General features: G+C 45.3%; 18 protein-coding genes. 3 read left to right on the top strand and 15 right to left on the bottom strand.

What is annotated here, in order from left to right; translation table 11 throughout:
• Positions 1-211 precede the first annotated feature (211 nt).
• Positions 212-1960 carry a sensor histidine kinase gene (locus tag GC096_RS00675; RefSeq protein WP_171628377.1) on the top strand — a complete coding sequence of 583 codons (1749 nt, stop codon included), beginning with the start codon at positions 212-214 and terminating at the stop codon, positions 1958-1960.
• Positions 1941-3056, top strand: a complete 1116-nt coding sequence (locus GC096_RS00680) for a response regulator (protein WP_171628378.1) — start codon at positions 1941-1943, stop codon at positions 3054-3056. The genes GC096_RS00675 and GC096_RS00680 overlap by 20 nt, the downstream gene beginning before the upstream one ends.
• Positions 3057-3205: 149 nt before the next feature.
• Here the strand turns inward: GC096_RS00680 and GC096_RS00685 are convergent, their stop codons facing one another.
• From GC096_RS00685 to GC096_RS00735, 12 genes are all read right to left on the bottom strand, one after another.
• On the bottom strand, positions 3206-4207 hold the full coding sequence (locus GC096_RS00685) for a type I glyceraldehyde-3-phosphate dehydrogenase (protein WP_171628379.1): 1002 nt from the start codon (positions 4205-4207) through the stop codon (positions 3206-3208).
• Positions 4208-4246: 39 nt separating this feature from the next.
• Positions 4247-4486 carry a hypothetical protein gene (locus GC096_RS38540; RefSeq protein WP_246302494.1) on the bottom strand — a complete coding sequence of 80 codons (240 nt, stop codon included), beginning with the start codon at positions 4484-4486 and terminating at the stop codon, positions 4247-4249.
• On the bottom strand, positions 4483-4635 hold the full coding sequence (locus tag GC096_RS38545) for an NADPH-dependent FMN reductase (protein WP_246302495.1): 153 nt from the start codon (positions 4633-4635) through the stop codon (positions 4483-4485). Before GC096_RS38545 ends, GC096_RS38540 begins: the two co-directional genes overlap by 4 nt.
• A 215-nt stretch (positions 4636-4850) precedes the next feature.
• Positions 4851-4976 (bottom strand): DUF896 domain-containing protein, encoded by a 126-nt coding sequence (locus tag GC096_RS00695; RefSeq protein WP_246302496.1) that lies wholly within the window; start codon positions 4974-4976, stop codon positions 4851-4853.
• Positions 4977-5139: 163 nt separating this feature from the next.
• On the bottom strand, positions 5140-7869 hold the full coding sequence (locus tag GC096_RS00700; RefSeq protein WP_171628381.1) for an alpha-mannosidase: 2730 nt from the start codon (positions 7867-7869) through the stop codon (positions 5140-5142).
• 3 nt (positions 7870-7872) lie between these two features.
• The gene (locus tag GC096_RS00705; RefSeq protein ID WP_171628382.1) at positions 7873-10992 is read right to left on the bottom strand and encodes a beta-galactosidase; all 3120 of its coding nucleotides are present in this window, start codon (positions 10990-10992) and stop codon (positions 7873-7875) included.
• Positions 10989-12308, bottom strand: coding sequence for a glycoside hydrolase family 125 protein (locus GC096_RS00710; protein ID WP_171628383.1), 1320 nt, complete (start codon positions 12306-12308; stop codon positions 10989-10991). The genes GC096_RS00705 and GC096_RS00710 overlap by 4 nt, the downstream gene beginning before the upstream one ends.
• A gap of 45 nt (positions 12309-12353) precedes the next feature.
• A complete protein-coding gene (locus GC096_RS00715) occupies positions 12354-13274 on the bottom strand; it encodes a carbohydrate ABC transporter permease (protein WP_171628384.1) in 921 nt (306 codons plus the stop codon).
• A gap of 29 nt (positions 13275-13303) precedes the next feature.
• Positions 13304-14242, bottom strand: coding sequence for an ABC transporter permease (locus GC096_RS00720; RefSeq protein WP_028553304.1), 939 nt, complete (start codon positions 14240-14242; stop codon positions 13304-13306).
• Positions 14243-14317: 75 nt separating this feature from the next.
• Positions 14318-15796 carry an ABC transporter substrate-binding protein gene (locus GC096_RS00725; protein WP_171628385.1) on the bottom strand — a complete coding sequence of 493 codons (1479 nt, stop codon included), beginning with the start codon at positions 15794-15796 and terminating at the stop codon, positions 14318-14320.
• A gap of 172 nt (positions 15797-15968) precedes the next feature.
• Positions 15969-17489, bottom strand: a complete 1521-nt coding sequence (locus GC096_RS00730; RefSeq protein WP_171628386.1) for a response regulator transcription factor — start codon at positions 17487-17489, stop codon at positions 15969-15971.
• On the bottom strand, positions 17482-19305 hold the full coding sequence (locus GC096_RS00735) for a sensor histidine kinase (RefSeq protein ID WP_171628387.1): 1824 nt from the start codon (positions 19303-19305) through the stop codon (positions 17482-17484). The genes GC096_RS00730 and GC096_RS00735 overlap by 8 nt, the downstream gene beginning before the upstream one ends.
• 254 nt (positions 19306-19559) lie before the next feature.
• On the opposite strand from GC096_RS00735, the gene GC096_RS38550 reads away from it, so the two are divergent.
• On the top strand, positions 19560-19778 hold the full coding sequence (locus GC096_RS38550; protein WP_246302497.1) for a LysR family transcriptional regulator: 219 nt from the start codon (positions 19560-19562) through the stop codon (positions 19776-19778).
• A gap of 305 nt (positions 19779-20083) precedes the next feature.
• Here GC096_RS38550 and GC096_RS00745 read toward each other — a convergent pair whose 3' ends face one another.
• The 3 genes from GC096_RS00745 to GC096_RS00755 form a co-directional block, all read right to left on the bottom strand.
• A complete protein-coding gene (locus GC096_RS00745) occupies positions 20084-20554 on the bottom strand; it encodes a pentapeptide repeat-containing protein (RefSeq protein ID WP_171628388.1) in 471 nt (156 codons plus the stop codon).
• 322 nt (positions 20555-20876) lie between these two features.
• A complete protein-coding gene (locus GC096_RS00750; RefSeq protein WP_171628389.1) occupies positions 20877-21131 on the bottom strand; it encodes a hypothetical protein in 255 nt (84 codons plus the stop codon).
• Between the two features lie 167 nt (positions 21132-21298).
• Complete coding sequence (locus tag GC096_RS00755) at positions 21299-21931, bottom strand: stalk domain-containing protein (protein WP_171628390.1); 633 nt, start codon at positions 21929-21931, stop codon at positions 21299-21301.
• Positions 21932-21984: the final 53 nt, after the last annotated feature.

A 21984-nucleotide genomic window follows, 5' to 3' on the forward strand; every position in this document is an offset into this window, starting at 1 on the left:
AGAATAAACGCGTCAATTCAAGCAACACATTAACATGGTAATATAGTGCTCTGAAAGAATTATGAAAGATCGTTATTTTTACTGATTCCGCTGAGCGGGCTACCCACGAAATGTCCATTCAAAGCCTTATAGAAACTAACTCCACGGTCGATATATAAAGGAAGGACATACACTTCGGATATAAATCGACTAAACAAAAGGGACTTATTCAATGACTACATCTATGCAACTTATTTTTATGATTGCTTCAGTGATCATGATGTGCATCATCTTTATCTTTGTATTTGGGTTTAGAAAAGAGCGCGGTATTAACTTTCTGATCGGTGTAATCGTGTGCCGAATTATTTATGCAAGTGGTGTTATTTGCGAGGAAAACAGTTACAGCTTAATGGGTAAACTTTTTTTCCGGAATATTCATCAAACAGCGTTAAATGTAATGGTCCCGTTCTTTGTCTTGTTCGTACTTGAATTGGTCGCCTATGATAAGTTATTACGAACAAGAGGGAAGATTGTGCTTATCGCGTTATTCGCTCTTTGGTCAATGCTGATGTGGTTCGATTCAGATCTTCATGTCATCTATCGTAAAATTGAACTCTATAATGGTCATTTATTAACGACGAAAACCATCTATTCTATCACATACGCTATGATTTGTTATAGTATCTTGGCTACATGTTTTTATTTTCTATTTCAGTATTTACGGAATATCCGTAAAGATCTGCGTACCCCAGGAATGTGGGTTCTGTTTCTAATTTCATTTTCGTTTATCATCGAGATTGTGAAATTAGTCAATTCGGAATGGTCGTCATGGTTGCTTCCCATGTCGGTCTACTGTGGTTTCTTAGGCATGCTAGTTCTAATCATTATACTGCGGTACAAGTTCTTTTCCCTCACTCCTTTTGCTAGAAATATTGTACTTGATACCCTTCAGGAGAGTATTCTGATTGCGAATGCTTCCGGCAAAATTATTGATAGTAATAAGCAGGCTTCTCATTGGTTTTCAGAGATGGGCTATGCAACGATTTCCGGGCGGAATATCGCGGAGCTATTGGCACCTTGGCCCAATTGGACTAAGTTGTGCCAGTCTATGCAACAAGGCAATATTGAGATTGATGCTTGGCTGAATGGAGAAAGAAGAATCTACAGTGTGAACGTATATCCACTGCATACACTACGTAGGCAGGGACAGGGAAGTATTTCTCTTATTTTTGATATTACGGAGAAACAGCGCCATCTGGAGCAGATTGCCCAGCTCAATCAATTGAAGGATCAATTGTTTACGATCGTGTCGCACGATATACGTGGTCCTCTGGCGTTGCAATTTCAACTTGTTGAATTACTGGAAGAAGATCGAGACAGTTTCAGTACGGATCACCGGGAAATCGTTGAGATGCTGGGTGACCAGATTCGTAATACACTCGGGATGACTGCTAATTTGTTAGAATGGTTTCGCAGCCAGCGGGAAGACATGGCTCTTCGTCCGAAGTTCTTGGCGTTATCTGAGGTCGTGGAGGAATGTTGTCATATGCTGCATATTAGAAGCGGAGCCAAACAGATTGTGGTGCATAATAACATTGCATCAGGTACTCGGGTGTATGCTGATCGGGAAGCGCTTGGATTAATTATTCGTAATTTATTATCCAACGCCATTAAATTCACTGGATTAGGCGGTTCAGTCCATATACAAGATCAGTTATCGGGAAACATGGTAACCGTTTCTGTCCGCGATAATGGGATGGGTATGAAAGAGGAACAGACTCGTCAGCTATTTAGCGAAAAGCAGCTTCATTCATTACCCGGCACGATGGGAGAAAAGGGCGCGGGACTTGGACTTCTCGTAAGTCGACAGTTTGTACAACGAAGTGGCGGGAATATGTGGGTGGAAAGCCAAGTAGGGCAAGGAAGTGTCTTTTACTTCACCATGAAAGGGGAACGACGTGATGAAAGTTCTCATAGTTGACGATGAGCCTGCCATGTTGTTCGTCATGAAGCGGATGCTAGCGACGATCGAAGACGTGGAGCTCGTTGGGAGCTTCCAGAATGCGGAGGAAGTACTGGACTTCGTCCGGAACGGCGATGTGGATCTAGCATTTCTGGACATCAAGATCGATGCGGAAGACGGATTAGAGCTTGCCCGCCGTTTGCGGTCGCTTCGTGCCGAACTTGGCATCGTGTTTATCACCTCACATTCCGAGTTTGCACTTCATGCCTACGATGTCTATCCGTTGGACTATATGGTTAAACCCATTTCTAGAAACCGACTGGCCCAGACAATTGCTCAAGCAACGAGCAGACAGAGTGCTTCTTCAGATGATGATGCTGGCGACCTCATACTTCCTCGGCTGGCGGTTCGGGGGATGGGTTGCCTCGAGGCCAGTAGTAAGCAAGCGGGTGCTGTGAAATGGATTTCCAAAAAAAGCATGGAATTATTCGCCTATTTGCTCGTTAACCGGGGTAGAAGTGTAACTAAAATCCGGATTTTGGAGGATATTTTCCCGGAGAGGCCTCTTAAGAATGCAGAAACTTATCTCAATACGGTAGTCTATCAACTTAGGAAGGCGTTGTCACCGCATGGGTTCAAGGAAATGATCATTTCAGCTCAAGAGCAGTATCGTATAGACTTGGATCAAGCAGATGTTGATTTTATTCAATTTGAGCAGGACGTGAAGGAACTATCTGATATCAACGTAGGGAATATAACGGCAGCTATCGATCTGGAGAAACAGTTTACAGGGCAGCTGTTCGAGAATAATTCGTTTGTGTGGGCAACAGTGGAACATGAGCGGTTGGCCATCATATACGATTCCTTTGCCAAACGTCTCGCCAATTGGTTACTGAATCGGCAGCAATTTAGGGAAGCGGCACAAATTGCGAGAAGACTTATATCTCGTAATGAATTTGAAGAAGAGTCCAATCTTCTTCTGTTGCATATCTACGGAGTTACAGGAGATCATCAGTCCCTACATAACCATTACGAGCACTACAAGCAATTGCTACTTCAAGAGCTTGACCTGCAGCCTTCGTCGATTGTTCAACAACTATATGAACAATATTAGTGATCACCTTCTCGTGTTACGGCAATGTACATTGTAGTCCACAATTTCCAATAGGAATACCACATTAATCTCCGTTAATTGAACGAAAACAGGGAGCAGTTGCCGCGGCAAACTGCTCCCTGTTTAGATTGTATTGGCCGTCGCCTAGCTTATGATTTTGCAACTAGATAATAGGCTACTTCAGCCAACCGTGAAGCATAGCCCCATTCGTTGTCGTACCAAGTAGCGACAGACAATAGCTCACCTTGTACTTGGGTTAAATTCAAGTCAATAATTGAAGAGTGGGGATCAGCTACGATGCGGGACGAGGCCCATTCCCCTTCCAAAACATCAAGTACGCCCTTTAATTGGCCTTCTCTCGCAGCTTCTCGAAACATATCGTTAATCTCTTGAACGGTGCATCGTTTTTCCGTTATCAAATTAAGTTCTGCGATGCTTCCGGTACGGGTCGGAATGCGGTAGGCTTTGCCTGTAATTTGCAGATCATTCCAAATGAATTTCAGAGCTTTCGCTGCACCTGAGGATGATGGAATGATATTCTCGGCTGCTGCCCATGAATCCCGACGGTCCTTCATCGGCTGATCCGTCAACGATTGCGTGTTCGTATACGAGTGTACTGTTGAGAATAAGCCGTATTGAATACCATAGTTTTCTCTGACCAATTTGACTACCGGTGCAAGTGCATTGGTTGTGCAACTCGCCATGCTAATAATTTTATGCTTTTCCGGATCGAAGCTTTCTAAGTTAATCCCTTTAAGAAGTACTGCGTCGCAATCTTCTAAGGTTTTGCTCGGGCCGCTGACAAGCACCCTTTTGGCGCCTCGTTCCAAGTGCAGTTCAGCTACTGATCGCGTAACGGCTCGCCCAGTACAATCAATGACCAACTCTACGCCTAACTCACCCCAATTCGGCAATTCAGCGGCCGAATTCAAATAACGAATCTCCCGGTCGCCAATTACGATTGCGCCTTCTTGAGCAGATACTTTCTCATGCCAACGCTTGTAATTTGTATCCACTTCAAAAAGTGCGGCAAGCGTAGCTTCGTCTTTAATATCCGAAATGGAAAAGGGAACAAACAAATTTTGTTGCAATGCCGCCCGAAGGAGCTGTCTTCCGATACGTCCAAATCCAAAAAGCGCAATTTCACCCATAATAGCCTCCATTATTTATTAGATTAATTAGTATCCTTACTACTCATTAAGCCGTTGTACCTGATTAATCCATTGCAAAAATGATTGAACATAACGCTGCAAATATTTGCGAGTCGCATCATCCGTGAGCTTACGAGTAATTGAAGCAATCTTGTCCGTGATTTGAGAAATATACATTTTTTGAGCCGGCATCACGTAGGACTGGGTGGCATCTAACGTTTGCCTGATTTGCTGCTGCGAAAGAATCGTCCCTTTTACGCCTGGTGTTGCACCTATCACACCTGCAGGCTTTTATAGAGGGGAAGATTGGCAATCGATATGTATTCAAATTCTGCGGAATCTACAAGTTCTGGAATCGAATTCGCAATCATTTGATTAAAAGAGTTTTCCCTCAAACTTCCTACAATAATCCCTATTCTTTGGGACATTAGCCAACCTCCAGAATTCATTCTCATATACTCATACAATACTTTTCATACAGGATATATCACTCCATGATTTAATCTCAAAATACGTATTCTTAATTTTAAGATGTATGACAACAATTATTGATCATTAGCTGCTTTTTTATCAATAAGCTTTTTAGGCGCAACATCGTCCCTTCTTCATCCATAACAGACACACTCAGAAGCGTAGTTATGAATTACCCGCGTAAAATCTGTAAATACTGCGTCCGAAGCGCTGCTTGTTCCGCTTTCTCAGTATCAGATAGACCTGATCCTCGCTCAAATCTGCTCAGTTCATTAATACGGTTCAAAATTGGAATCATTCCCATTACCTCCTTGAAGTCATTTAGATACTGTCTTAAAATCATTTATCTTAATTTAAAGATACACGCACGACCAGTAGTACGATGCGCTGCCAAGCGCAAAAAAAAGCCTGCAAAGACCAGAATAGCCTAAGCTAATCATGTCTTTGCAAGCTGGCAATGACTACCGCTGAATCCCGATCGTAACGATTTCACAAGGACCTACTGGCAACGTCAAGCTGCCATCTGCCTCCACGGCCAAACGCTCGCCTTGTATTTCCAAGATCGTGCTCTTATAGAAATTCTGCTGAGGAAGTTGCGTTCGGACCTTAACTTCCGCATGCAATGAACGCATGTTATACCAACGAAGCAGTACATCACCTGATGCTTCATTCATTTTCATCGAGGATAAAGCCAGACCTTCACCTTCCCATTGGAAAGGTGCAAATGTCGAAGCAATTCGGCCATAATGGATGCCGGTTTGTGCCACTGTCCAAGGAATTTGGAACTGGTAGGCAGCCGTATAGGCTTCGTATTGTGCACCTTCACCAGTGTGCGGGAAGATCGCCAATCGAACCGTATGTTCACCCAGACACTGAGCCTCAGGAGTCGGGAATAGGCCCCAATCGCCGAGTTCGCCAACCGCGCGTAGAAGCGTAACGGCGATCGTATTCCGCCCATCGCGTAGAACTTCGTATTCGTTTAATCCGAGATTGGCAACGACCAAGCCCGCCCCCGCTTCGCTGACATCAACGAATGCCTGTTGATGCTGCGTATTACTTGGGTTTTCCCACTCTGCGGCTGGCGTATTATCCCGTTGTACGACTTCAAACATCGAATCAACATGATGAGTTTGCGCAGTCAGATCGGTTGGGAATAACATCCGCAGACGATGATCCTTCGCTTGATTGTTGAAGGATGACTCGATCTCTACCCCTTGTCCGCTTCGGCTCAAGCTAACCACCGTGCTGATCCGTATCGGAATCATGCGCGTTGAACGCTGTGCTTGGCGATGCGGATAGTAAACTAAGTCACGTTGTTCAACGTCCAGCATGTCGTCGCCCGATGCAGGGATTTCCCATTCATGGACGATTTCAACGGAAGCTTGGTAGGCCGTATCTTGGAGCACACGGATTTGAGCTTGTAATCCGCTCGTTGTTAGCGGCCTTTCGCCATCCGGTTGACGGAACATGTACTCGTTGCCAATATCTCCGGTATTCTCGTACACACCCAAATCCCGGTACGTGCTGCCGTTCTTCTTATCCGTCAGCGTGAATGAACCGTTATCCGCGATTTCAATCTTGATCGCTGCATTTTCCATAACCCGCTCATCTGTGAACAACGAGGAATCTGTCAATTCTGCTTCCCTCTTCACCCAAGCGTAAGTTTTCAAACCTAGTGCTGGTACCTTGTCGGCTTCGAACGTCAATCTTACTTTTCGGCACATATAGGGCTGACGGAACTTGTCGTCCGGCAAATCGTATCCGAATTGCAAACCAAGGTCCTCGACCGTACATGGAAGAGGCTGCGATGACGCATCCACGAGTACTCGTCCTGTGAGATCTGCGGCTTTAGCAAAAGCGCTTGCTTCCTCCAGCGTATAGCCATCTCGGAAATAGAGGCGTAAAGCGTCGATCTCGATACTAACAACCCCCGAGCGTTCCCAACCCGACGTATTAAACACGACAACGGGCAGAGCACCATCACCCGCCAGTATAAAGTCAGACGTATCGATCGCGTCCGCAATGGCTTGCTTGCTGTCATCGATAATGGCTTCAGCAACATGACGGCTCTTATCGAAGCGCGTGACCATTTCACGGTGCACTTCGTCCACCGAGCAGCCGCAGATACTGTCATGCGGATGGTTTTGCATTAAGCTTTTCCAGGCGTAAGTGAACAGATGATGCGGGTACTTCTCCCCGACTTTAAGGACATGGGCGAAAGCCGCCAGCGGTTCTGCCACTTTCTCCAACATCGCTTGTCCGAGCTGATTCATCTGTTTCAAGTACACGCGCGCCGAAGCTGTATTGACAAGGGTAGACCAACCGTCCGTCCGCTGGCTGCGCAGCTCGCCTTTGACCGTCGAAAGTTCCTGCTTGCCTGAACGCTGAACCGCAGCCAAATAATCGTTAAAATTCGAATGAACAAAGGTGGTATCCGGGAAAAGCTCACACGCCGCTTGAATCGCTTCTGGCAGATCTAATTGAACAGGCTGATGATCACAACCATTCATGAAAAGCAGTTCGCCCGTGGAAGCATATTTCTCAGCGTCCGCTAGTTTGCGCTCCCAATAGGCTTGTGCTTCTTCCTTATCAACCGGAATCTCATTGCCGTTGGAATACCAGTTGGCAAAAAGAATACCCAACACCTGAGAGCCATCTGGCCCTTCCCAGACCAGCTCCGAGAAGGAGGATTCAAAATCACCGTCGGACACTGTGTTGTTGAAACCAGTCGGCTTCACGCCTCGTCCGAATAAGGCATTCGTGATGCCAGACTGCTGCATCAATTGCGGCGTCTGCCCGACTAAGCCGAACGTGTCGGGAAAATATCCGATTTTCGACACATCGCCATACGCTTTCGCATCTTGATGTCCAATTTGCATATTGCGAACATTGGCCTCGCCGCTCGTTAAGAAGGCATCCTGTAAAATATACCAAGGTCCGATGAGGATACGGCCATCCCGGATTAATTTGCTTAGGCGATCCTTCTGTTCGGGTCTGACCTGCAAGTAATCCTCCAGAATAATCGTCTGACCGTCGAGAAAGAAACTGCGATAATTCGCATCTTGATCCATTTTATCTAATAACGTATCTACGAGTTTAACTAGACGCACATGGTGCTTCTCATAAGGTAAATACCACTCCCGATCCCAATGGGTATGGGAAATGATATGAGCCGTTCGCTTGGTACTCATGGGTTAGCTCCTTTCAATATGGACTTCATCTGGGCGGTAAATGGAAATCACTTGCCCTTGTCTATCTGCGGCAAAGAGCACAGAACGCTCTTTCTCCAGAGTGAACGCATATGTCGTATCACTATCGATATCCCGAACTTTTACCGTCACATCCCAGGCAAATTCGGAGACAAATACATACAAGAAACCGCCCTTGAAACGCAGCTTCCTTCCGTAAACCCCCGCGATATCACCTTGAAGCCACTGCAATCCGCTGCTGTTGTTGCAACCTGCAGCATTCACGGCATATCGGTAAAGTGCCTCAACCGTGTCCATCCGGTCGTTTACTTCCACTGGCAGAGGACTCCATATCAATCGGCCATTCCCTAAAGGAAGATCGACAACACGATCCCCAGCAGCGCCAACCTTCGCTTCCAAACCGCCAAGCCGCACTTCTTTCAACGTTTCCGCAATTCGGCGCCGACTATAGGAGACATGAAGCGAAGTGCCTTCCAGCTCAAGCATTTCTTCCCGGCGTACATTGTGAAGTTCAGCTTCACCCAGTTCATCGAAGAGTCGCGGCTTTTGCTTCCAATACGCGTCCAGACTGATTGGTCCTGTAGCCAATAATGTCGCACCCGTGCGCTTCACAATATCGATAAGCTTATTCCATGCTTGTTCATCCAGATTATGCGCGCTTGGGAGCACAATCAGCTTCGCCGGTTGCTGCTCCAGCGCCTCCAAATGATATTCTGAAGCCGCGCGGAACGGCAGCTTCATCTCGTATGACAGCACGCGCGTCATGGACGTCGTTGCATCGAACGCCAGTTTCCGATTGGAAAAATCATTCGAATAAGGGAATACAGCCACAATGTCTTCCAGCTCCCGCTCCTGGAATAAATCTCTGATCTCGGCCATAAAGCGGCCGAATTCATAGGATACATCCGCTTCCGGTTTCTCCGTGCCATCGGCACGAAGCGCTCCGATGTGTGACTCGTTCGCGTTATCCATATAGAAATTGGTGTTCCAAATCCAATGAATCGCTCCTGCGCCTCCAGTTGCAAAGGCGTAAGCATATTTGCGCTCCAACATGCTGCGCAGCTCAATCTCCGAACGTTTCGCACGTCCATCCGGAGTCTCTACATACATAATGCCGGTTTCTTGAATAACATTCGGTTTGTGGGCTGTCTTGGCAAAGATGCCATCCCAAACGAGGTTATCGTTCAGCCACCACGAATGGACGGTTGTGTAATCTACCGCTTCTTCGTAGAAAAGCGGTGAAGGCCGCTGCGCGCCAAGCGCTTCATCCTGACCGACCACAACGAGATGCCCAGGCACGATTTCTTTGATTGTGTCATATAGCTGTTTGGCCCACTGGTTGTGCATCTCCATCGAGAATAGGCAGTAATCCAGCCAGCGTGTTCCCTTTTTCGCCCGGTGCATGTCCTGCACATCGAAATTAATGTCAGTTGCCTCCGGAATGACTGCCGCTTCAAAAGTCGGCAGTTGCAGTGGCGTCATATTCCAGCGTTCTTGCAGCAGTTCAATGCGCTCATGACGCTGCTTGAGCCACACAATGAAAGCTTCTTTCTCATACTTATCTCGACTGGAACGAGGTCCATCCGAGAAAATCTGAGCGGGATCGAACATCGACGGCTCGTTAATCAGGTCCCAATCCACATGGGTTGTCGCCCCATGTCGGGAAACGATGGAGCGGATAAATCGCTTCTGAGCTTCCACACTTTGCGGATCGAGATAGGGATTAACCCCTTCCCAAGTTTCAGGTGTGAAAGAGAAGAAGGTGAACGTGACCTGCAGTTGATGCTTCTTGGCCGTCAGGAGGAACGCATCGATGGCTCTCAATACTTCTTCCGAAGCATGGCCATCCACCTGCATGATATTGCGGTACGCAGTCCAAATACCCGTACGAATCCAGTTAATGCCTGCTTTGGCCATTTGGGCCATATCCCGATCCCAGACATCGCTATTCGGCAGGAATAAGAATTTGCGAGCCACATCGGACGTCATGTACGTCATGCCAACGACAGGCAGCGGACGACCATCCTTGATGAAATAATCGCGTCCGCACGTGATGGGCTGACCTTCTGCAAGGAGACCAGCATCGTGCCCCCAGAATCCTTGACGAAGCAAGCGGAGCTCGCCGTCCTCCGAGACTGCTTTGCACGTAACTCGATATAAACCACGCTGTATATTAATCGGTACCGGAATGCGCACCACATTAAATTCTTTGTTGACTTGAACCGTTAGACGATGCGTCCAAGCATCTTGTGTACCCTTTTCATCCTCGACACGAAGATCCAGAGTCCACGCCTTAACAGCATCTTTATCCCCGATAAGTTGTGTCTGAATCGTCAGCATCGCGTGCTCGCCAGGTTCATAGCTGGCATAATTCGGCTTGATCCACAGCTCGGTCACACCGCTCGCACAGAATCTCGCCCATTGGACCAATTTCTGCGCGCCGCCTTCACTCCAGAACGAGGGACTCAGCGGCACATTGACGAACATCCAACGCGAACCGATAAACGCACCACGCGAATTCTCCCATAGGACGACAGGAGCCGCTACTTCGCGGCCTGTCTTGCCGATGCTTTTCAACAGCGGATAAATCTGCGTGCTCATCGTACCCGCCGCGCCCATCTGATGAGGCAAATCACTGTCTCGCGTCGTATGCGGCACCATATTCCAAGTATCGGCAAGCGCGAACAAGGATTCTTGCCCTTGCAGCAGCGGTAACGTTTCCGACGTGAGATAAGAGCGGATTGGTGTACCTTCGACTCGGAGAATTTCATGAACATGCAGCTGCTGGTGGTAGCCCGTTTGCTCAGATTCCACCTGCCAATGCTCATCTTCCCAGCGGACAGGACGCTTGAAGGCTGCGCCGCCAACACTCAGCAGACCGCCGCCACGCTGCAAGAACGCTAGAATGTCAGGCCACGCCGCTTTCGGAAAATATGGTGCATGCAAATTGACGAAACATCCGCCAACTGCTGATCTTAATGCCTCTCCAAGTGCATGGGCACCTACTACAACCGCCCCTTGCGCCGTCAATTGCTCGATTTGCACATCGCTCCACGTACTGCTCGGGAATCCGGGTTCATGGAAGATTAGGACCGGACGACTCATAGAAGACCATCCTTCATCGCTTGATAAACCAATTGAGAGAACAGGCTGTTCGACCACGCAAACCATTTGCGCGTGAAAATCGTTGGGTCATCGACGTGAAACCCTTCATGCATGAATCCCGTATCTGCATCTGTCGCTTCCAACATCGCGATCATCTCCAGCTTCTCTTCCGCCGTTGATGCCGTAATACCTTGCATGGACAGAGCCATATGCCAAATGTAGTCGTCCGGCGTATGCGGACTGCCGATTCCTCGAGCCACCTTGCCTTCAAAATAAAACGGGTTCTCTTTGCTAAGCGCAAAGCGTCTTGTGTTTTGATAAATAGGATCGTCCGCGCTCACATAGCCCAAGTATGGAATCGACATAAGCCCCGGCGTCCCGGCATCATCCATCAAGCAATAATTGCCGAAGCCGTCTGTTTCATACGCATAAATGGGACCAAATGTCGGATGACGATAAATCCCGTACAATTGAATGCCATGGTCAATGTCCGCTTCGAGCGCTTTGAGTTGTGCAAGGAAATCCATGTCTCGGAATACCCATTCCGCGAATTCTTGCATATGGCGAAGAGCGACAACCGCAAACATATTGGCTGGAATGTTGTAATGAAAGTCGCACGCATCGTCGCTGGAGCGGAAGCCTGACCACACCATCCCCGTATAATTCACAGGCATGCCCAAGCCATGATTGCGTAGAGAATCGGTCGGTATCCCGTTATTGCGGGTAAAGCGGTAAGGCGACTTTTCAAAATGATACTGCTCGGTTAGGAACAACTCATAGATCTTAACCATCGCTGCTTTAAAGCCAGCATCAAAGATATCCGTCAATTCGGTTTCCTTCCAATACGCATAAGCCAGACGCATCGAGAAACACAAGGAATCGAGTTCAAATTTACGCTCCCACACCCATGGCGACATCTCCGTTTGGTCTGCTTTATTCCAATGCCAGTCGTTGGCCGACTCATTAAATGCATTCGAATACGGATCGATATGGATGTATTGCATATGACGTTTAATTAAACCACTAATGATACGTTGAAGATCCGTATCTTCTTTGGCAAACGGCACGTAATGCATGACCTGCTCAACAGAATCACGCAGCCAGGAAGCCGGAATATCTCCAGTGATGACAAATGTGGTGCCATCTGGCATCAATTTGGTTGTTGTTTCTAATGTGTTTGGAAAACAATTTTTAAATAATTGCAGGAGTTTAGGACGATGCGCCAGCTTTTCTTCGGCTTCCAATAAGACATCTTGAATGGCTTTGGGCAGTTCCAGCTTAGGCATCGGAATTTTGGGCAGTCTGAATTGTTCCACGGTAAATCCTCCACATTTCTATAATCTACGAAGTTGGTTATGGTACTACTCTTTTACAGCACCGATCGTCAAGCCTTGAATGAAGTAACGCTGGAAGAACGGATAGGCGAATATAATCGGTCCAGTCGCAAGCACGACCATAGCCATCCGCGAAGTATCCTGCGGCAGCGATTGCAGCAAGCCTATGCCAACCGACGGGTTGTTTGTGTTCTGGAGCAGGAACTGCATGCTGTTCTCAATCCGCATCAACATCGATTGAAGCGGCACCAAGTTCGGCGTGTCGATGTACAACAGCGCATTGAACCAATCATTCCAGTACCCCAAGGTACTGAATAACCCGATCGTCGCTAGCCCTGGCAGGGACAGCGGCAGCACGAGCTTGACGAAGATGCCGAATTCGCCAGCTCCGTCCATTTTGCCCGATTCAATAATGGCATCTGGTACAGAGGTACTAAAAAAAGTACGCATAATCATGATATAGAAGGCGTTCCCCGCTAATGGCAGAACCAAAGCCCACAGGGAATCCTTAAGTCCGAGCAATTGCGTCATGACAATATAAGTCGGCACAAGTCCACCGTTGAAAAGCATTGTAAAAAAAGCGAAAAACCCGAAGAAATTTCGGAATTTAAAACTTTTCCGTGATATCGCATAGGCGAATGTAGCGGTCAGAATCAAGCTGACAAGCGTACCTACAACCGTCACAAGGATGGTGACCCCATAAGACATCAGCAATTGATCGCCTGCTTTGAAGAGATAACGGTACGCTTCTAAGCTCCATTTCTCCGGGAAAATGCTATATCCGTTCGTATTCAAAGATTTCTCATCCGTGAACGAAATAATCGTCACAAACAGAAACGGGAACACACAGGCAAGGGTAAAAAGACCTGCGGCCCCATGAGCGAACACATTCAAGAGTGGCGGCAATTTATGAAAGTCTTGTTTTTTCATCGCTTTGACAGCATTCATTATCAGTTCCTCCTTTCCTCAATCCTCAGTTAAAAGAGTGCATTATCTTTATCAAATTTTCTAACGACATAGTTCGAAGTCATCACGAGAATGAAGCCGATCACGGACTGATACAAACCAGCCGCTGTACTCATCCCGATTTCTCCCGTAGATTTAAGGCCGCGGTATACGTACGTATCGATAACATTGGTTACGGAGTATAACGTCCCGGAATCTCTAGGCACTTGCAAGAACAAGCCAAAGTCTGCATAAAAAATGCGTCCGATCGCGAGCAGCGTCAGAATCGTCATTAATGGTTTTAACATCGGGAAGGTAATGTTGCGGATCTGCTGCCATTTGCTCGCGCCGTCAATCATGGCTGCTTCATAAAGCGATTTATCGATCCCCATGATCGCCGCCAAATACACAACAGAACTGTAGCCGACTGATTTCCAGAGGTAAACGAGAATAATGATCAGTGGCCAATACGTCTTATCGTTATACCAACGAATTGGATCCACGCCAAACCAGGGAAGTATATGATTAAGCATTCCTTTATCCACACTTAGGAAACTGAATACGAAATAGCCGACGATGACCCAAGATAAGAAATAGGGCATGAACATACCTGTTTGATATAGCTTAGCAAGCTTTTTATTCGTAATTTCAGATAACACAATGGCGAGTCCAACGGACAGCACCAGACCTGCAATAATGAACACGATATTGTATAACAGTGTGTTGCGCGTAATGATATAAGCGTCGTTCGTACTAAAAAGGAATTTGAAGTTCTGTAAGCCAACCCACTTGCTCTCCACAATACTTGCCCAAAAACCATCACGGCTGTAACGGTACTGCTTGAAAGCAATGACCATCCCTGCCATCGGTAAATAAGAGAAGAACAGGAACCAAAGTGTTGCTGGTAATGCCATGAGCAGCAGCACTCTGCTTTGTTTAACATCTTTGAAAAAAGTTCCTATTCTGTTCATACAATCACCCCTTCGCTGATATTTAGACAAAGATCAGGTGAATGCAGAACATTCACCTCATCCTTAAACTTGCCTCTATTTTTTGTTAGCTGTTTTCCAAGCGTCAATTTGACTTTGTGCTTCCGTCATAATTTTATCCAATCCAGCTGCTTTGAATTTCTCGTTGGCAAGTGGAATGTATTTATCTGGATCAACGGTTCCCGTCATAAGTGTTGCCCAGAACTCTTCTTTCACGTTCTGTACAGCGGCGATTTCGTTGATTACTTTGGTTGGATCGAAGTTAAAGCCAAGCAGCGGCGCAGGTACGCCTGTATCGTTAAATTTCTTGAACTCTTCCCACTTGTTCTCAGGATCTTTAACATCTTTGTATGTCAAAAGTACATTACCAAGGGAGAATGTAGGCATATCATAGTTTTTGGATGCCGGTAAGTTTTCCATTTTGTCGTTGTCGACTTTTTTGTAGTGCTCGCCTTCAATACCAGAATCGACCATGTTGCGAAGTACAGGATCTGTGTTAAGCAGGTTCAGGAATTCCATCGCTTTTTCCGGATATTTGGAGTTGGCCGAGATCGCTTGCATGGAGCCCATAACGGACCAGTTATAAATTAAAGCTGGGCTTGCTGGTTTGGATACAACGGGGTACCCATAGCTTGCTGACCAAAGGTTGTCTGCGAAAGGTTGATTGGTCGCTTTATCAGAGAACCACTTGCCAGTCACTTGTACATCATTCAATGATGTCAGCGTGGACGCTTCCGTTGGAATGTAGCCAGCTTTGTAATATTTATTCATTGTTTTCAAAGCTTGTTTCATTTCCGGTGTATCTAGAACGTTAACGACTTTCAAATCTTTATTGTCTACGCTAACAGCCATTGGCATTTTCTCAATGATGTAGTCGTATGGCACATACGGCATGTAGTTTTTATCAACAGCCAATCCGTAAGTGTTCGGCTCTTTGGCTTTAATTACTGAAAGAAGCGGCTCTAAGCTTTCCAGTGATTTTACATTATCCAGACTAAGGTTATATTTATCAGCCAGGGTTTTGTTGAAACGCCATACGTCTTGTGCTGGCAGCTCTTTATTCGCTGGAACACCGTAATTATGTCCATCTACTTTGGAGCCGTTAAGGAAAGCCGGGTCCAATGCTTTGACGATGCCTTGTCCATTTTTTTGCAGCAGCTCGTCAATCGGCTTGAATGCGCCTTTACGCGCATTTTGCACATAATCAAATGCCCATGAAGACGTGAACATAATATCCATAGGTGTGCCGGAAGCGGTCATTACTTGCATTTTTTGAGCATAATCGCCCCAATCCGTCATATTCATCTTCACCGTAACACCGATTTTCTCCGCGGTGTACTTGCTGACTTCAGCCATAACGCGCTCCACATCTTTCTGTGGCGTTCCGATTGTATACCAAATTAATTCAACGGGTTTATTCGCTGCCGCATTCCCTTTCGCATCGTCGGCATCTTTGCTGCCACAAGCGCTAAGCGTCAAGGATACAGCTAAGGTTAATCCTAGTGTAGTGACCAAGTTTTTTTTCATTTTTCTCATTTTTGAGTCCTCCCAAGTGAATACTCGTTTTCTACGCCCGTAGGGGCTATATTTACAGTACTGCATGAAAGCAATTACAAATAGACGATAAACTAAATGAACCCTGTCTAAACTAAAGAAAAAAACGCTATCAAATCATTTTCGCAAAAAAAAAGACTGCTTCTAAGTTTCCCTAGAGCAGTCCACGATAATCCGTTGGCGAAATACCGACATATTTTTTGAATTGTTTATAAAAGTAACCCAATTCGGAGTAACCTACCTCTTTGGCAATCTGATGAACCTTCGCATGCGTTGTCTTGAGCAGTTCTTTCGCCTTCTCAACCCGGAAACGGTTCATATACTCCGTGAATGTCTCATTGATTTCTTTCTGAAACAATTGCCCTAAGTAAACAGGATGGATGTGGTAGTGAGCGCCAAGCATTTTGAGTGAGAGCTCCTCCGCATAGGACTGTTGCACATATTTCAACACCTGCTGCACAATCGGACTTCGAATGTCCGAAATCAAAAAGCCAATTGTCGTCTCGGCAATCTCCAGGATGGCAGCTTCCAGTTCTTCCAGCGCGACCGCCTCGCGAATCTGGTCAAAGGCAAGATGATACACCTCTAATTCTTCGGTATGGCGGATTGCTTTGATTTCCAACTTGAAATGAATGACCATCTCAAAGGCGATATTCTGAAAATCGTGCGGTGTAATTCCCGGCAAGGCTTGAATTCGCTTGAAGTCGCTATGAATGCATGCACGCAGGTTTTCTAAATCTTTGGCAATAATAAGCTTGGCATAGGCCGGCCAATCAATGATCGAGAAATCCACCTTGGGATTGTCTTGATGCATAGCCAACTCCTGATAATCCATAATTGACAGTTCAGGATAAATCCAGAAATACTCCTGTGCTTTTTTGGCAGCTTCATAGCTTTGCGCGACGCCATCCGGCAGGTGACCGACCGTCCCTATCGAGATGCGAACCGATTGGTCTTGAAACGCGGTATGAAGCTGATGAAGCAGTGCTATCAGATCTTTTTTGCCCTCTTCCATGTGATCCATAGATGCAAGCAGCAAGATATCTCCGTCCAGATCGCGGAAAACGGTTACCCATTCGTAGACATCCAGCCGGCTAGTGATAAATTCCAAGCCCTGATCTGCATCAATAGGCATTCGCAGAACGACCGCGACCATATAAGCGCTTGCTAAGTTGATGCCTAGAAGTTCTGCACGCTCATAGAACTCCAGCGGCGCAATCTGTTGCGTCAACCAACGATGCAGTGTGTTGTCCTTCAAAATTTGCTTGCTGTATGCCTGAACCAACTGTGTCTCGTTCAGGGTATTCAGCTTCTCAACGGTATTTTGCAGGGACGACTTGAGTTCTTGGATGTTAATAGGCTTGAGCAAGTAATTTTCGATGCCTAGCTGCATGCCCTCTTTCAAATAAGCAAACTCATCGAATCCACTGAGCACGATCACTTTCAATTCCGGGTGAACCGCTCTCGCGTGCCGAATCAAATCCAGCCCATTCATAATCGGCATGGAAATGTCTGTCACCAAAATATCGACGGATGTTTCCTGCAAAGCGTCCAAAGCCTTCTGTCCATTGCTGGCATGCCCCACAATTTCCAAACCAACTTCCGCCCAATCAATAATGTCATACAACCCTTCGATAATGAAAGGTTCATCGTCCGCAAGAAAGACCCTAAACATCGTCCACCTCCGTTCCACCGTCCATCGGCAACCAGATATCAATGGTCGTTCCTTGGCCTGGTTCACTATGTAATTTCAAGCCGTATTCACTGCCATAGAGCAGTTTAAGCCGTTGATTGATGCTTCGCAACCCAAAAGACTCCCCTTCCAATTCCTCATCTTGCAGAAATAACGCCAATTCATTGAGCCGCTGGGGTGAAATCCCGTTGCCGTTGTCTTCAATCTGCACATGTAGAAACGCCTCTACCTGTTTCACCCGGATGTGAAGCTCATTATCCGAGCTTTCGCTTCGCAATCCATGCACAATATAATTCTCAATGATCGGTTGCAGCGACATTTTCATCACGCGCACAGACCCGAGCCGCCGATCCCAATCGATGGCATACGTAAATTTATCTTTATATCGAATTTGAAATAGTTCCAGATACAGACGACAAGCTTCCAACTCATGTTTGAGCGTATAGATTTTCTTCTGTTGGACAAAACTCCGGAACAGAGCCGACAGGCTGTAGATCATTTCCCCAACGTCATGCGCGCCTTGCGAAATTGCCCGCATCCGAATCACTTCCAGCGTATTGTAGAGGAAATGAGGATTGACCCTAGCTTGCAGCGCCGTCAGTTCCGTCTGCTTTTGCTTAATGTTCGCCTTATACACCCGATCAATATAGAGGTTCAATTCCTCAATCATCTCGTTAAAGCTCCGTGATATTTGCCCGATCTCATCCTCCCGCACATCGGGTATCCGCACACTAAGATCGCCTTGCTTCACCTTTCGGGTGAATCGGATGATCTGATTGGTCCGCTTGGCGACACTCATCACGACTAGGAACGGAATCAGGATGGCGAAAAAAATACATATCGCACTGATGAGCAAAATTGTACTGCCGATTCTCTTGGAGGTAGCTTCCAGCTCTTTGCGGGGGATGATGCTGACCGTGCTGAAATTCCCCTTGCTTTGCGTAAGCTTCGTCACATAGTCGCCTTGGCTGGAACCACCATTCTCATACATCGCATTGATTTGATCCATATGCGGATAGAGCTTCCCAACGTATTGATTCGAAGAATCGAACAGCACACCGCCGTCCGGGGCCAAGACAAGAATCATCCCTTTCAGCTCGTCCTTATCGTTCTGCAAAATCTTCCAAATCCCATCCGTACTAAAATAAACGACCTGCTGGCCAATCGTCTTCAGCGTTAACTTGTCCGTGATTGGCGTTCGAATCGCATAAAGGTTGGGATCCCATTGTCCGATCGCTTCACGCACCCATATATTTGGCAGTTCCACACTCTTGCTTTCGAGAGCCATTACATCCGGGATATAAGAGCGAGCGCGATTGGTGGGAACGAATTTCATCTGCCCATTTTGCCCCAGCGCATATAACGTCTGCTGATCCTCGCTGTATAGCAGCAAATTACGGATATCTTTGTTGTCTTCCACCTGATTTTTAAAATATTGCAGCCCATCGCTCCACATGCTGTTGCCGCCTAAATTATACTGCTCCAAACCGTGTTGGACATATTCTTGAAAAGGGTGCTGGAGCATAAAAGATACGCCCGAAGCCAGCGAGCTATCCCGATAGAGGCCAAACAGGATGGACTGGGCTGAATCATATTTTCCACCCAAATAATTGTTAACGTTCGTCAGCGCTTTCTTCTGGATATCCAACTCTCGATTGATCGCCGCTTGAGACATCGAGTAGTACATAAAATAAGAAAACGAAATAATCGTTAGAACCGTTATCATGGAAAAGAGGAGCAGCAGCCTCATAAACAAATTATTTTGCAAATAATTCCGATATATCTTGCGCAGCACCATCCAGTTATCATCTCCTGCTGTTAATCGGGATCATTATAGCATAAAAATCTCGAAGGGATGAATTTCAGGCCCAAGCGCACAGAAACCTAAAAGAGCTGCCTAAATGCATGGAAGCCAGTACACCCGAGGGTTTACTGGCTTCATCTTTTTAACTTACATGTTAGAACCTTCTGTCATTTTCCAAAAAATAAAATGGCAATGGCAAGTAATATCATAATTGCCATTGAAAATGCCCCCCTTAAAAGATGCCCGCAATGAGCCAACATCTGGCTTTGTTGGAAGCTGAGGTTGGTGAACCCCTATTTACAAGAACCGCTAGGAAAATGATTCCGACAGAACGAGGAAAAGAATTATACACGCTGTTGGCACCTCTCGTTGAGTCATTAGAGGAAGCGACGCTGGGCTTCAAAGCAGTTACATCTCCGACACTTCCGATCATAAAAAATCGGCACAGCCCCGGAAATTTTTCGTGAAAGAATAGCCCCAGCTCTCAGAAATATTCACATTGCGAGTATATGCCACATACGGAATTGCTTCGCATATTTTTAAAGTAACGAATGACATACAAATCCCCGCATTATGATTCCGGGTGTCACTGCATGTTTACAGAAAAAGCCCCTAGACGCCATCGTCACATGTTTCAAATACTCAATCATTAGAGTTTAGTCACCGTGCCCTTAGGTTAGTTGAGCGAATTAATTGAATAAATAGAAGAGGAGTTGCCGCGTAGGAAGCCCCTCCAGTATCGTTTCTCGTTAGCGGAATAATCGCTGATGCTTTACTTATTTTTTATTAATTCTTCTACTAATACCCCGTTAATCTTCAATCCAGAGATATCACAATCGCGAATATCCAGATTTGCTAAATTACAGTTTGTTAGTTGCCCATTAGATAAGTCACAATTTACAAAGCTAGTTGGTTTGTAATTGCCAGCTGGATCGTAATTACCATCACCCTCCATAGGGAGAACAACATTACGAAATTCAGTGCCAATTAAATGAACATGGTCAATAACAGCATGACTAAAATTGGCATTTTTGATTACAGTGCCAGAGAGATTAGCATTTGAAATTCTAAAATCAGACATATTCACATCAGTTAATGCCATGCCTCTCATATTTGCATTATTAATTTGTGTCTTTGTCAAATTAACATTATCAAAATATAATTCCTCAGCTTTAATCTTTTGAAACCTCGACCCAGAGATATCTGCCATTTCAAAATCTAGTCGTTCAACCTTTAATTCCATCTTCAAATACCTCCAATATTATCATTAGACCAATTGTTCGACACCTCACTGAAAACCCCTTTACTTACCACTCGAAAATAAGCATGAATGCCAATAGAGCTTTGATTCTTCTTGACATCTCATCGACATAGTATCCAGTTTAGTAATCCATTTATTCTGACTCCAATCTTCACCCTGTTTTGATGTGAAATAAAGGTTTTATTGCTATTTTCATTAATGGCTTTTCAAGATCAGTTCTAAAATAGCAAATATGAGAAATAATTGAGAAATAACCTAAAGCAGCTCCCTCACAGTTACTAGGTAGGAACTGATCAAACTGTTTTCACTCATTTATCCCTAGAACCCATGTGATTAGAAAGAAAATAGCGGGAATGAACACTACAATTGCTAGTAAAATACACCAGAATAATGGGGAACTAATTAATTCTTTTAACGCATCCACTGTACTATTCTTTTCTACTCTTCTCAAAGAGTCTTTTAAAAATTTAGTGGTATAAGCATCATCCTGCTCCTCTAGAGTTCTCCAGAGTTCATCAAATAGCTTTTTATTAAGTTCAGTGTAATCATTATTTTTCAACTTCTAATCACATCCGTTAACTTATTATTTTATGTTATTTAGTGCTTTTTATATGTTCTCCCCGTAATAAACAATTGCCTGATTGATAAATAATTGGTGCGTGGGAACTGTGAAGCTGTGTTTTCTCTTCGAAATGTTTATTTCCAGGTCTCGTTGCCGCTTTTTTGTTATTCCATCAGATTTATACCAGAATTATCAGGTGAAAGATAATAGTGATATATCCATTTTTTTTGCTTATACCCTAAATCGATCAGCATAATTCTCCCCTCTTCTGACCAGCTAATAAAAAGTTGGGCACCTAGATCCCCTTTTTCCAAGGCATTGAAATCAATATTATAACCCTGTCCCAAATCCATGAATTTATAATTTGACTTTGCTGAAATATCATATCTCCATACCAGTTCTTGCTTTTGATCAGTGCTGACTAAAGTGGGATCTCCAAGAAGTTCTTTTACGAATGCTTGATCTTGTAATATTTTCAACTGATATTGAATTTTCCATATTTTTTTTGTGGTTTCATCCACGTCCGTCGGTTCATTCATTATCGAAATTACTTTGCCTGACTCTAAACTATTTATATATCTTACGCCTAAACCAAGACTTTCACCTATAAAGCGTATTGGAACATAAGCATGCCCGTTGTAATTTAAAACTTTGTATTCACTAGGTAATTCCTTGCTTTGTCCGTTAATTTCAATTTTGACTGGAAACAAGTATGCCTGAATAGATTCAGAAGCATAAACAGCAGTTGTTGCAGTTAAAGCGATTCCACAAATTAATCCTAGAATAAACTTTTTCAAAGACTCATCACTCCCAATGTTTAATTCTAATGAATTAGACGCAACCAAATTGT

Origin of the sequence: Paenibacillus plantarum (genome assembly GCF_013141695.1) — a bacterium.
Classification (GTDB): domain Bacteria; phylum Bacillota; class Bacilli; order Paenibacillales; family NBRC-103111; genus Paenibacillus_E; species Paenibacillus_E plantarum.

Bases quoted from the DNA above. Each gene is read 5' to 3' on its own strand.
- GC096_RS00675 (WP_171628377.1), top strand. From the start codon at position 212: ATGACTACATCTATGCAACTTATTTTTATGATTGCTTCAGTGATCATG.
- GC096_RS00680 (WP_171628378.1), top strand. From the start codon at position 1,941: ATGAAAGTTCTCATAGTTGACGATGAGCCTGCCATGTTGTTCGTCATG.
- GC096_RS00685 (WP_171628379.1), bottom strand. From the start codon at position 4,207: ATGGGTGAAATTGCGCTTTTTGGATTTGGACGTATCGGAAGACAGCTC.
- GC096_RS38545 (WP_246302495.1), bottom strand. From the start codon at position 4,635: ATGTCCCAAAGAATAGGGATTATTGTAGGAAGTTTGAGGGAAAACTCT.
- GC096_RS00695 (WP_246302496.1), bottom strand. From the start codon at position 4,976: ATGATTCCAATTTTGAACCGTATTAATGAACTGAGCAGATTTGAGCGA.
- GC096_RS00700 (WP_171628381.1), bottom strand. From the start codon at position 7,869: ATGAGTACCAAGCGAACGGCTCATATCATTTCCCATACCCATTGGGAT.
- GC096_RS00705 (WP_171628382.1), bottom strand. From the start codon at position 10,992: ATGAGTCGTCCGGTCCTAATCTTCCATGAACCCGGATTCCCGAGCAGT.
- GC096_RS00715 (WP_171628384.1), bottom strand. From the start codon at position 13,274: ATGAATGCTGTCAAAGCGATGAAAAAACAAGACTTTCATAAATTGCCG.
- GC096_RS00720 (WP_028553304.1), bottom strand. From the start codon at position 14,242: ATGAACAGAATAGGAACTTTTTTCAAAGATGTTAAACAAAGCAGAGTG.
- GC096_RS00725 (WP_171628385.1), bottom strand. From the start codon at position 15,796: ATGAGAAAAATGAAAAAAAACTTGGTCACTACACTAGGATTAACCTTA.
- GC096_RS00730 (WP_171628386.1), bottom strand. From the start codon at position 17,489: ATGTTTAGGGTCTTTCTTGCGGACGATGAACCTTTCATTATCGAAGGG.
- GC096_RS00735 (WP_171628387.1), bottom strand. From the start codon at position 19,305: ATGGTGCTGCGCAAGATATATCGGAATTATTTGCAAAATAATTTGTTT.
- GC096_RS38550 (WP_246302497.1), top strand. From the start codon at position 19,560: ATGAGCCAACATCTGGCTTTGTTGGAAGCTGAGGTTGGTGAACCCCTA.
- GC096_RS00745 (WP_171628388.1), bottom strand. From the start codon at position 20,554: ATGGAATTAAAGGTTGAACGACTAGATTTTGAAATGGCAGATATCTCT.